The sequence below is a fragment of the Sporocytophaga myxococcoides genome (assembly GCF_000775915.1).
Taxonomy (GTDB): domain Bacteria; phylum Bacteroidota; class Bacteroidia; order Cytophagales; family Cytophagaceae; genus Sporocytophaga; species Sporocytophaga myxococcoides_A.
The window spans coordinates 75,245-87,948 of the sequence record NZ_BBLT01000006.1; the positions used below are offsets into that span (position 1 = coordinate 75,245).

Here is a 12,704-nt window from a genome sequence, read left to right on the forward strand (position 1 = left end):
AAGTTGGCTAAGTAAAAATATGACTGTCTGAAGGATATCAGCGGTGCATAATGGTAACTTAGATAAAAAAATAATGAAATGAAAAGAGCATTTAAGGCTCTTTTCATTTGTATTAGCCGTTGGTCTTTTGGTCTATTGTCAGTATGATCTTTCCCTTTGCATGATGAGTTTCGCTTAACTGATGAGCCTCTCTTACATTTTCTAATGGGAATGTACGATCTATAATTATTTTAATTAATCCTTTTTCAATTAAACCTCCGATCTCTGCTAATTTGGCTCCATTACCTATTGAATAATAACCTATTGTTTTTACATCTGGACGTGGAGATTTTTCTGCTGCATTAATGCCAACTGTTGATACTAATATTCCACCGGCTTTAAGGACCTTTAATGATTTTACCTGTGTATCACCGCCAATAGTATCTAATACCACATCTATATTTTTGAGTTTAGTGCTGAAATCTTCATTTTTATAATCTATCACCTGGTCAGCACCAATACTTTTTACCATATCTATATTTGTTTTAGAGCAAGTTCCGATTACATAAGCGCCTGCAATTTTAGCAAGTTGAACTGCAAATGTTCCAACACCTCCGGAAGCTCCGTGTATCAATACTTTCTGGTCTGCTTTTAAGTTAGCTTTATCAAATAATCCTGTCCATGCAGTCTGTGCCGCGAGTGGAACACCAGCGGCTTCTGTCACGGATATACTTTTTGGAACCAGAGCAGCTTCATAGGAACGGATTGCAATGTATTCAGCGTAAGCTCCATTTCTGGCAGCGCTTGGATTTGCATATATTTTGTCTCCAGGTTTAAATCTTGTTACCAGATCACCAACTTCGATTACTGTCCCTGCTACATCCCAACCCAGGATTCCGGGATTGTTATTTTGAAGAAAATCTTCTCTGTAACCTTGCCTTACTTTCCAGTCAATTGGATTAATGCCCGCAGCTTGTACTTTAACTAATATATCATCTTGTTCAATTTTAGGAATAGTGACTTCTTCTTGCTGAAGGACATTGCCATCTCCAAAATTATGTATTACAATGGCTTTCATTTTATCTCCCAAAGCTTTTTTTGATTTTGTTTCTGTTCCTTCTGTTTGTTGTGGAGTAGTTTTCATTTCTTTCATTTATAAATGGTGTATAATAATGATCACATTTATTCGCTAACCTTTTTACAATTGTTATTCCCCAGCGGATTATGTAATGGAAATCAATGAAATTGAAATTTGTTTGAATGAATTTTTTCGAAAAACCTGAATTCAAGGTTAAAGGAATGGACTTGCATATTCTGAAGTGTACAGGAGATACCATTGGTCGAGTAATAACCGGTAAATGTGTTCCCATTTCTTACAAGTTTTACTTAGACAGCAGAGCGGGCTGACCATTCATTGCTGTTTTCGGAAGAACCTCCTGTTGATGTTCAGTATTGAAATGCTGCCCCTGAAATGGTGATATTGTCATAAATCATGTTTGGAATTGTCTGTCAGAGATTCTTTAATCATGACACCTACTTAGGCTTATTCTGAAGTAACATCCTGCTCGGTAATACGTGCTATAATTTCGCCATTACCATTCATCGGTTGTGATTCAAAAATGAAATTATCTGTAGGAGAATTTTGTTCTGGAGGGGGCAGTAGTAAAGAGAGATTAGATATTGTATTAATACTTGCTAATATGTTGGAGGGATTCGTGCAAGATTTTTAACTTGCATTAAAATGTCACTACTTTAAGAAGTATATTAACAACTTTAAAACAGGGTTTCTGTTACTTTACATGTGATTAAGAAAAGACTTACCTCTTTTGTAAACACCAAGTAGTCATACAGCGTAGGTTCTGCACATTGGTTGTTTTAATAGGCTCGAAAAGAATTCCATTTAGTCTTGAAGTATATTCCAACAGAGCTTTTTCATTGACAAGATATCTTATAGACCCATCCGGTAGGAGCCAGAGTCCTTTCCCGGTTTCTTTTACCAAATGTTCTATACCAATAGAAGAAGCAAGTCTAGCAAAGAAGTAACCTCCGGGTTTAAGTACGTTCCACATGGAGTTTAACATTTGTTCAAAGTGATCCTGATCTTTCGCAAAATGTAGTACTGCGCTACAGATAATGAGATCGAAATAATCCTCAGCATAAGGAAGCTCTTCAGCAACACCGATGTTAAAATGATCTGAAGGGAAACTGGGATTCACATCAGATGAAAGTTTCTGCACCCTGCTAATGGCCGAAGGATCCGGGTCTATGCCATAAACATCAAATCCGTTTTTTAAAAAATATATAAGATTTCTGCCACTTCCACATCCTACGTCCAGAACAGTATTGCAGTGATCGAAGCGGCCTTTCAACAATTGATCAAAAAGATAGATATCTATATCACCGAAATATTCTTTTACAGCGTTCATAAAGCAAGGTTGATTCAAAGTCTTAACCTAAAATTAAGCATTTGTCATTGATTTACATCATTTTTGTTAAATGCTTAATCTCTGTTGTTAAAGATCCCTGTATCAACCTTAATTTAGGCAGCAATTAGATCAAATTATTGTCAGTCAATTCCGGAAAAAAGGTATAGCCATATAACTCTTGAAAACCTGAAATTAAATGGTGATAATAAAATTATTACAAGTATAATAGCCCATAGATTGATCATATCAAACATGCCCGTGCCAAATAATCTGCAAATAAAATAAGTGATAAAGGCTTCAGCAGTTCCTAATCCATAACTTACATACATGGAGCCCCAGAAGTATCCTGGTTCTCTCATAAACCTCGCTTTGCAATTAGGACAATCATTGTTCATTTCTCCTGATCTATAGCTGAAAAGGTTTGGATTTTTGAAGATCAGCCCTTCATGACAATAAGGACAACGATCTTTTAATATATGAATAAGTGCCATAGTAGTTTTGTTCTAATCTCTAATGCAAATTTAGGGACATAAGTTCTTAAAATTGAGGTAAAAAGTATCCTTTAATAGGATTATCCGGACATTTTAGCTATTTTTTCAGAATGAAAAAAATACCGGTATATGGCATCAGGGAGTTCTCAAAGGGAAGCAATGAAGTTTATTTTTATTCTAATGACTTGCCTAATCACCTGAGAAGCCATCAGTTTATCAATAATCCGCACAGTCACAGTACCTATATCACCATTTTGTTTACTAAAGGAAAGGGAGAACATCAGATTGACTTTTCAAGCTATCCTGTTAAACCAGGAAGTGTATTTTTACTCAACCCGGGACAAGTGCATTGTTGGAAGCTTTCCGAGCAGGCGGATGGTTTTGTATTTTTTCATACAAGAGAATTCTATGACAGTATTTTTACAAATAGAAAAATTACAGATTTTCCATTTTTTTATTTGCAGCAAAATTATCCTGTAATATATCTGGATAAAACGGAAGTAGTTTCAGTGATGTCGAGATTTGAAGAGATTAATCAGGAGTTTAAAGCCAATAATTCATTTAAAACAGAGAAGCTTGGTTCTCTGATTGATTTGCTATATATAGAGCTTTCAAGGGTATATATTAAAGATTCTCATGATGAGAATAAAGAAACATCAATTAACTACTATAAGGTGAAAAATCTCCAGCGACTTATCGATGAACAATTTAGAACTCAAAAATTGCCTCAGCAATATGCAGACCTGATGAATATGAGTACAAGACACCTTAACAGACTAACGAGGGAAGTCTTAAATAAAACTACTGGTGATCTTATAGCAGAAAGGATAATTCTGGAGGCAAAGCGTCTGCTGATTCATAATGACATACCTATTGCGAATGTTGGAGATCAGTTAGGTTACGACGATGTTTCCTATTTCATCAGAGTATTCAAAAAGCATACAGGACTCTCACCAAAAGAGTTTCAGAAGAGTACAATTAAGCCATTTTCATTATAACCATAATTTTTTTAAAAATATTTTTATCTGGGGATAGGGGGAGTTTCAATATTGAATGTCTTACTATCAGAATGACCGGAAAGAGGTACCACTTCTGATAGTTCTTTATTAAAAACATACAATATTTAAACAAAATGAAACTGATTAAATTGATTTTTCAACTATTTATAATTTTAATATTTATACAATTTAGCGCTGCCTGCAGCAGATGCAAAAAGGGTTCAGGAGATATTGCCAGCATTGAGAGAGGCGTGCCTCAGTTTAATGGTGTTGAACTCAACGGAAGCTTTGATGTGCACATTAAAAAGGATACAGTGCAAAAAGTTGTTATTACTGCAGACGACAATATTCTTCCTATCATTGAAACAGAGGTTGAACACGGCATACTTGAAATAGAAATTGATGATGATGAGTGTTTGAGGAAATCTAATAAAATAGACGTTTATATATCTATGCCAACATTGAGAAAAGTGAGACTCAACGGTTCTGGTAAAGTAACTGGGGATGGGCAATTCACGGGTAATGAATTGGATGTCTCTATTAATGGGTCAGGAAATATATCCCTGAATTTTAATGTTGCAAATCTGAAGAGTAAAATTGATGGATCGGGAAATATTACACTGTCAGGAATTTCAAATATTTCATCTCATGAAATAAATGGTTCCGGAAGAATTAGTGCAAAAAATACAGAAAGCCAGACTGTATATGCTAAAATTAACGGGTCTGGAAATATATCTGTGAATGCAATCCAGACCCTGAAAGTTAATATTTCAGGCAGCGGTAAAGTAGGTTACTCAGGAAACCCAGTTACCGATGTTACCATATCTGGTTCCGGAAAAGTGTTTAAGGAATAAGTATTTATAATTTAATCCTGAATGATGACATAAAATGATTGGTTTTTTATTGACAAGCTGTATATTCGTGGCAACAAATTTTGTCCACCAAACAAATTATAACACATTCATGAAAAAACTTTCATTATCAGCATTATTCTTCTTTGCTGTTTCGGCCATGACTATTTGTTATGCACAGATCAATGCCCCGAAACCAAGTCCACTTTCAACTGTAACTCAAAAAGTTGGTTTGGCTGATGTTTCTGTTACTTATTCAAGACCAAGTGCAAAAGGTCGTAAAGTATTCGGTGACCTTGTAGCATTTGATAAAATATGGAGAACAGGAGCAAACGATCCTACTAAAGTAAGTTTCTCTGATACTGTATCAGTAGAGGGAACAAAGCTTGCTCCGGGTGAATATGCACTTTATACTATCCCTGGGACTTCTGAATGGACAGTGTTATTCGGAAAGAATACAAAAGTACAGGCAGGCGATTTTAAAGAAAGTGATGCAGCTGCAAAATTTAAAGTTAAATCTGAAAAGGCATGTGCTCTTGTTGAATCTTTCACAATTGAATTCACTGATTTAACGCCTACTACAGCGAATATTAAGATAAGCTGGGAAACAACAAGTGTCAAATTTAAAATTGAAAATGATGTTGATGCTAAAGTAATGGCTGATATCAAAATGAAGACTGACAATGTATTTACTTACTTTCAGGCCGCAGGTTATTACTATGAAACCAACAGAGATATGAAACAAGCTCTGGAGTGGATTAATAAAGCAGTAGAAAAAAATCCTGCATTCTATATCCTTCATTTGAAAGCAAAAATACAAGTGAAACTTAATGACTGCAAAGGTGCAGTAGAAACTGCAACCAAATCTCTTGATGCTGCTAAGGCTGCTAAAAATGATGATTATGTGAAGCTGAATGAGAAGTTAATCTCTGAGTGCAAAGGCAAAAAATAATATTCGTAAATAGTGTTTAATTAATTTTGAGAGTCGGTGTTAATACATCGACTCTCTTTTTTATTTCTATATTTTAGTCTGCTCTCTTCCTGTCAAAATCAATTGAACTATATATCCTGCAACTATCACTATTATTGGGCCAATAAGATTGTACCATAAAAAAGCAATATCTGAATAAAAATACAACAGGAATATAGAGATCTGAGCTATTAAAGCAGCAATAAATACTGCATTGGATTTTATATATTTAAAGTAAAAAGCACATAAAAAAATCCCAAGAATAGTTCCATAAAATAAGCTGCCCAGAATATTAACGGCCTGGATTAAGTTGTCTACCAGTGATGCAAACAAAGCGAACAGGATAGTAAGTAATCCCCACACAACAGTTAGTACCCTTGAAGCCTTCAGGTAGTGGCGTTCTGATGCATGAGGATTTATTGAGCGTTTATAAATATCCACACATGTAGTAGAGGCTAGTGCATTTAATGCAGAAGCTGTAGAAGACATGGCAGCGCATAATATTACTGCAATAAGTAATCCTACCAGGCCATGAGGCATCTGCGTCATAATGAAAGTAATAAAAACAAAATCTACGTCTTTTGTCTCAGCTTCAGGAGAAGCCTTTAAAATGACTTTTTTTACATTATTGCGGATTTCTTGTTCTTCTTTTTTTATTACAAGTAATTTGTCCTGACTGTTATCAATGGCTTGCTGGTCTTTAGCTTTAAGGGCTGTAACAAGAGTGTTTACTTCTTCTTTTTTTCTGATAAAATTCTGATCATATTTTTCTTCAAGTGTTTTTATTTCACCTGCATAAACAGATTGCTGAGCTCTTGCAAGTTCAGTTTTGTTGAAGAAAACAGGGGCCTGATGGAACTGGTAAAATACAAATACAAGTAAGCCGATGAAAAGTATGATGAACTGCATTGGTATTTTCAATAGTCCATTAAATAACAATCCCATACGACTCTCAGTGATGGATTTTCCTGAGAGATAACGTCCTACCTGAGATTGATCTGTCCCAAAATAGGAGAGGGCTAAAAACATTCCTCCAGTGATACCAGACCAGAAATTATATCTGTCATTGGGCTGAAAGTTGAAGTCTACTAGGTTCATCTTCCCCAGTTTGCCTGCAACTTGCATAGATTCGAATAAAGAAATATTTGAGGGAAGCTTGTAAATGATTACAATACCTGCAAGTATGATTCCTCCCATCATGATTGTCATCTGCTGTTGCTGTGTAACACTAACTGCTTTGGTACCTCCCGAAACGGTGTATAAAATCACAAGACTTCCTATGATAACATTGGTAGAGTTTAAATCCCACCCGAGGATAGTAGATAAAATAATAGATGGAGCATAAATTGTGATTCCTGTGCTTACTCCTCTTTGTATAAGAAACAGGAGTGCGGCCAGTGTCCTGGTTTTAAAGTCAAATCTTCCTTCCAGGTATTCATAAGCGGTATATACATTCATCTTTGCATACAATGGAACTGCTGTAATGGCTATAATGACCATTGCTATTGGCAATCCATAGTAAAACTGTATAAAACGCATGCCATCATCATACGCTTGTCCTGGTGTTGACAGAAATGTTATGGCACTGGCCTGAGTAGCCATGATAGAAAGGCAGATGGTATACCAGGGCATAGTCCTGGAAAGAAGAAAGTCTTCTATATTCTTACTTCCCTTGGTTTTCCAAATGCCATAAGCAATAATAAATGTGAGCGTTCCACAAAGTACGATCCAGTCTGTTATACTCATTTAAAGTAGATTGTTAAAAGGTAGAACAGCAGGATTGTAAAAGCAAGATTGAGCAATACGAACCAGTACATTGCCCTCCAGCTTTTAAAAAAAGGAGGCCGATCATCATTTACCATTTTTTTTCTTTTTTCCGTCGTTTCCAGAAGACAACAGGTTTACAAATATTCTATAAGCTCCCGGAACTCCGGCAGGAAGCTGTCTGAACCAGGAATAGCTGGTATAGATATAGGTTCCTTTGCCGTATCTGGCATAAAGAAGTCCCCCATCTTTAGGTGTTTCACCAATATCTTGACAGGATAGGAGAGCCTGGTACTCCTTGCTCCAGTCATTAGGGAAATACAATCCTCTTTCCTGAACCCAGTTTTCAAAATCTTTTTCAGTGATTTTGTTAGGAGTATTCAATAAAGGATGTCCAGGTATTAAGAATTTAACTGGTGCATCTTCCATAGTTACCCTGTCATTAGAAAGCTTGAAAGGATATGGCCCTATAGAATCAGTCACCATTCTTCCATCTCCGAATCTTGATGGCATAGTGTTGTATTGTACTACAAGAGTTCCTCCGTTTTTCACATAGTTCAGTAAAAGCGGGTTAATATATTTTAATTTTTCTCTTGTATTGTAAGCTCTGATACCTATGACTACTGCATCAAAAGACGACAGGAGTGAAGGTGTAATAGCATCTTCTTTAAGTACGGAGACTTTGTATCCGATTTGGCTCAATGACCCAGGGATGTCATCACCTGCACCTTGCAAGTAACCTATATTTTTCCCGGTAGTCTTTAATTCAAGCTTTACTATTTTTGCATTGGATTCAGGTAGCAGCAATTGAGGCTTTATGTGGTCGTACCTAATGTTAATATTACCATTCTGAAGAGTATCTTTTCCTGAAACGGCAAATACTTTTAAAGTACCTGTCATAGCTTCTGTGGAAGGAAATACCTTAAATTTAAATCCTTCTTCATTTCCTTTACCTTTGATAGAAAAATCTTGTACGGCAGGTTCTGCTTTCCAACTCTTAGGTATTTCAATCATTAGTTTTCCGGAGATATTATCAACTCCGGATTTTAATCTGATGTCCAGTTCTTTTGGACTATTGTCACCAAAGACCAGCAAACGTTCAGAAAGGTTTACAAATAAAGGAGGGATTATTTCCAGCGGTCTGTATTGCTCACCTTTTGCAGGATCTGCTTTCTTATATACTACAGGTGTGGTATAACGAATACTTTGTCCATTAATTACAAAATCGAATGTAGTCTCAATGGCTGGATCATTTTCTGGTTTGCCAATAAGTTGCTGATCATTTACATCAAACATTCCCTTACTACCTCTGTGAACCAGCCAGTAAGGCTGTGAGTAAGGCATCTCTGAAGGGATTTTTATCTTTGTGGAAAATGCTAAAGGAACATTATCCTTTAAGGTACTTGCTAAGCTACTATCTTTATTAACCGAAAAAGTAATTTTTTTTATTTCAACAGGAATTGAAGAACGATTTACTAATTCAACATTTACTTTCATCTCTTGGCCTGGAACAGCACTGTAATCTGAAGCGATTACTTCAGTCCAAAGTCCAAGGCAGGTTTTAATGACGTCTTCTGTTTCCTGCAGTTTTATCTCCTTCCAATAACTATCCGGCAATGCTTTGATCAGTGATCTTACTTCAAGCAAAGGAGCTACTGAAGCAGAAGGGTTGGTTGAATTAAATCCTGAGTAAATCTTGTTCAGCAATTCGCCTATTTTTGCTCCACCCTGAATTCTATTCCATGAAACGTCAATATCTTCAAAAATATCGCTGTTTGGTTTTGAACCTTTTGTATGTTGAAGATATTCAATGGCAGTCCCCCTTGTACCGCTGGTTCCGAAGCCCTGGCTTTTATGCATACTTCTGCTGGCAGCTGCAATTTCAGTATATGATTGGCCTAAGGTAGGATTAAAAGTACCTACATCAATCTTTAGTAATCCCTGTGTATTAAAGTCTTTTTCACTTCCATAAAACCACCAGTTGGTATTCCATAATAATCGTTTAGGTTGCCATACCTGAACATATTTTAATTGTTCGGGGAATTTTGTCGGATCTCCTGCTGCTTCAAAGGCTTCTTCGGCAAGAATTGCAGAGGCTGTATGGTGGCCATGAGTTTTGCCTGGCTCTGTATTAAAACGGGTTATAAGTACATCTGGTCTGAATTTTCTGATTACCCAAACCATATCAGCAAAGACTTTTTCCCGATCCCAGATCATAAATGTTTCATCAGGATTTTTAGAGAAACCAAAGTCTTTGGCTCGGGAGAAAAATTGCTTTCCTCCATCAATTCTCCTAGCTTCCTGAAGTTCCTGGGTTCTTATCACTCCTAACTGTTCATTCAATTCTGAACCGATAAGGTTCTGTCCTCCGTCACCACGTGTAAGGGAAAGGTAACCAGTGTTATATAGCTTGTCCTTGGTAAAGTAGGTAATAAGCCTGGTGTTCTCGTCATCAGGATGGGCAGCAATATATAGCACACTGCCCAATACATTAAGCTTCTTTATGGCTTGTTGAATTTCTGCAGCATTGTACCTTTCATCGGGTTGGGCAATGCTTGAAAATGAGTGAACTAATAATAAGAATAAAATGATAATGCCAGGTTTCTGATTCATCGTATTATAGCCGGATCCGTTTTTTATGTCAGCGAACATGCCGGATCGAAGGGCCAAATTAATGTGAGAAGGGTAAATAACAAAATAAAGTTTTCAACTCTGGCACTAATTTAGAATTTATAGACCTTTAAGTTTTTAGTGATACTTGTTGAACTTCAGTTGTTTAAGTTCTGATGATGTTTGTAAGGTTATTATATATAAGCCAGAAGGTACATCATTGCTGAGCAAACAGGAGTTTTCACACTTTCCGCTTAGAATAATATTTCCCATTGTATCGTGTATTTTATAGGAGAAAAACCCAGGAGTTTCAATAATGTGTCCGTTTATACTATAGTCAAAATAAAATTTAATCTCATTTCGAGTAGTTGTGTTAATGGAGGTGACACAACCGTCAAAAGATTTTTCTCCTGGTATAATTTCTCGAATGCTGACCAACTTGTATTCTGCCTGGTCACCATCTGTTCTCAAAAAGAAGGTACCATGTCCTTCCAGAATAATGGTTTTAGGATCACTATATTCGCATCCGGTTATCATGGAAGAGGCGGCAGGCCAGTTACCTTCATCTGCAACCTCTCCGACTTTTTCCCAATATCCTCCATTGACTGGATTTCCATCTGATAAAGTATCTATATACAACTCCAATTTTACTTTTGAATTGTTCTCGATATTATAAACAATGTATTTCATTCCTATCCATTTATTTTCAGGCATTGCCAAGCCTTGCCACAAGGGATCCTGTTTGTGAAAACCTGAGCCTGACCAATAATCGCTTGTGGGATGTTTTAGCTCTTTCTCAAAATCCCACTTGCCATCATGCCTGAAACGCGCATAGTATGTCGTAGCATCGCAGTCATTTCCACCCTGAGAGGCATGCCCTAAAGGACCGCTTCTTGCACCTATGACCATACCTCCATAAGCAGGACCTGTCTTGCCTATTCTTCTGTAATAAGCTGTAAACTCAGTGTTTAAGAACTGCTGAGCCGATACTTTTTTATTTATCAAAGAATTTATATGAAAACGAGGACTTCCTCCTGACATATTCATTGTTCCGTTTCCGTCTATTTTAAATCCATTGGTACTTCCGCTATGGTCTTCTGTCCAACCAGTCGGATCGTAAGGATCTACAGCATATTTTATCGTCCTTGGAATTCCGTTGTTCCAATGGGAAGAAGTCCATTCAATAGTTCCGGGCTTGGTAGGATATATTTGTATGATTCCAAATGCATCGGTCGTGCATTGAGCAACTGTTCTTAACGAATGAGTTGTAAGTTCCAGTAGTAAAATGAAGGCTGCTTTTTTCATATATGATCACTTATATAGTTTTTTATCAATGAAAAAGTATAATAAGGAAGTATACGGATGCATACTGATATAAGCAGTAAAAAGTAGCAACAAGTTGTTAAATTTTAAATGTTTACCCTGTTGATTTAATCTGATTTGAATGAAAAAAGATTAGATTAGCATTTCTGTAATTTGTAAAATGAGCAAAATTATGTAACTAATTTTCTTAAAAATGTAAAAACATAATTAAAGATAAAGCTCATATTTGCATCAATGAAAAGAATTGCCATCATATCTGTTTTAATGTTATACACAGTCTTCACCACTGGACTTTCTGTGTATACTCATTATTGTGCTGGTAAATTAGCTTCGATATCATTTTTTGGACCCGATAAAAAAGGATGTGGCAAATGCGCTGTTAAAATAACAAAAGATTGTTGTAAGGATAAACAGTATAACTTTTCATTAGATGATTCTCAAATACATCACAAAAGCAATTTTGTAATTACGGATTACTCCAATATCATAGCGATATTGCCTTCATACGATTATGGAGTGCAGCCACAATTTTCGCTTATAAATTCATATTCTGTAAAATTATATTCCTATAAAAATGGGCCACCTAAAACGCCTATTTATATACAGAACCGTTCCATTATTATTTAGTACTTTTTAATTCCCCCTATTGGAGTATTCTTGTTGCACATAAGAATACCTCCTTTGCTATCTTTCATTATAGCATTCCAAGTTTTATCAATCTTGATTTAAATGCTAGCACTTTGCAGCATTTGATGATCTCTTGTATTATGGATCGAATACGAGATGATATCTTATTTCATACAGTTTTCTGTTGATTTCTATTCATCTTTCGAATCACTAATCGCTTGGAAATTATTTATTCAACAATTAAAATCATTTATAAACTATGAAATCTCAAATCAGAATATTCGCTTTGTTATTTACCATTATGGTAACAGTATTTATTACCAATTCAACTGCACATCCATTACATTATGAAACAATATCATTCAAAGTATCTGGTAACTGTGAGATGTGTAAAAAAAGAATTGAATCTGCATTAAAAGGAAACGCTGCTATTAAAAGTGTTGACTGGAATGTAAAAACTAAAGTTGTTAAAGTGGAATATAACCTTCATTTAATTTCTTTAGATAAAATCCACCAACTAATAGCAGATGCCGGCCATGATACAGATAAAATTAAAGCCAATCTATCTATCTATAATAAGTTACCTGATTGTTGCCAATATGATAGAAAAAAGTAATCCAAATTAAGTGAAATAATAAAGCCTGTCACTTCGGTGACAGGCCTGT

11 protein-coding genes are annotated in these 12,704 nt (G+C 35.8%); 5 read left to right on the top strand and 6 right to left on the bottom strand.

The genetic code is table 11. From position 1 onward, the window contains the following. Positions 1-112 precede the first annotated feature (112 nt). The 3 genes from MYP_RS14805 to MYP_RS14815 form a co-directional block, all read right to left on the bottom strand. The gene (locus MYP_RS14805; RefSeq protein WP_197060090.1) at positions 113-1,123 is read right to left on the bottom strand and encodes an NADP-dependent oxidoreductase; all 1,011 of its coding nucleotides are present in this window, start codon (positions 1,121-1,123) and stop codon (positions 113-115) included. A 673-nt stretch (positions 1,124-1,796) separates the two neighbouring features. After that, entirely contained in the window at positions 1,797-2,405 is a 609-nt protein-coding gene (locus MYP_RS14810; protein ID WP_045464872.1) for a class I SAM-dependent methyltransferase, read from the bottom strand. Between the two features lie 140 nt (positions 2,406-2,545). Beyond that, the gene (locus MYP_RS14815) at positions 2,546-2,896 is read right to left on the bottom strand and encodes a hypothetical protein (RefSeq protein ID WP_045464874.1); all 351 of its coding nucleotides are present in this window, start codon (positions 2,894-2,896) and stop codon (positions 2,546-2,548) included. Positions 2,897-3,006: 110 nt separating this feature from the next. Between MYP_RS14815 and MYP_RS14820 the strand changes: the two genes are divergently transcribed. The 3 genes from MYP_RS14820 to MYP_RS14830 all read left to right on the top strand — a co-directional run bounded on the left by MYP_RS14820 (position 3,007) and on the right by MYP_RS14830 (position 5,697). After that, on the top strand, positions 3,007-3,894 hold the full coding sequence (locus MYP_RS14820; RefSeq protein WP_045464876.1) for an AraC family transcriptional regulator: 888 nt from the start codon (positions 3,007-3,009) through the stop codon (positions 3,892-3,894). 134 nt (positions 3,895-4,028) lie between these two features. Next, positions 4,029-4,748, top strand: a complete 720-nt coding sequence (locus MYP_RS25170) for a head GIN domain-containing protein (protein WP_052430231.1) — start codon at positions 4,029-4,031, stop codon at positions 4,746-4,748. A gap of 109 nt (positions 4,749-4,857) precedes the next feature. Then, the gene (locus tag MYP_RS14830) at positions 4,858-5,697 is read left to right on the top strand and encodes a DUF2911 domain-containing protein (RefSeq protein WP_045464877.1); all 840 of its coding nucleotides are present in this window, start codon (positions 4,858-4,860) and stop codon (positions 5,695-5,697) included. Between the two features lie 66 nt (positions 5,698-5,763). On the opposite strand, the gene MYP_RS14835 is transcribed toward MYP_RS14830, so the two are convergent. From MYP_RS14835 to MYP_RS14845, 3 genes are all read right to left on the bottom strand, one after another. Next, positions 5,764-7,461 carry a sodium:solute symporter gene (locus tag MYP_RS14835; RefSeq protein ID WP_045464879.1) on the bottom strand — a complete coding sequence of 566 codons (1,698 nt, stop codon included), beginning with the start codon at positions 7,459-7,461 and terminating at the stop codon, positions 5,764-5,766. Between the two features lie 105 nt (positions 7,462-7,566). Continuing rightward, a complete protein-coding gene (locus tag MYP_RS14840) occupies positions 7,567-10,131 on the bottom strand; it encodes a PIG-L family deacetylase (RefSeq protein ID WP_231570053.1) in 2,565 nt (854 codons plus the stop codon). A gap of 96 nt (positions 10,132-10,227) precedes the next feature. After that, positions 10,228-11,394, bottom strand: a complete 1,167-nt coding sequence (locus MYP_RS14845) for a hypothetical protein (RefSeq protein WP_045464881.1) — start codon at positions 11,392-11,394, stop codon at positions 10,228-10,230. A 252-nt stretch (positions 11,395-11,646) separates the two neighbouring features. On the opposite strand from MYP_RS14845, the gene MYP_RS14850 reads away from it, so the two are divergent. Both MYP_RS14850 and MYP_RS14855 read left to right on the top strand, forming a co-directional pair. Continuing rightward, complete coding sequence (locus MYP_RS14850) at positions 11,647-12,039, top strand: HYC_CC_PP family protein (protein WP_045464883.1); 393 nt, start codon at positions 11,647-11,649, stop codon at positions 12,037-12,039. A 259-nt stretch (positions 12,040-12,298) separates the two neighbouring features. Next, positions 12,299-12,655: a heavy-metal-associated domain-containing protein gene (locus tag MYP_RS14855; protein WP_045464885.1), complete on the top strand. Its 357-nt coding sequence runs from the start codon at positions 12,299-12,301 to the stop codon at positions 12,653-12,655. Positions 12,656-12,704 lie beyond the last annotated feature (49 nt).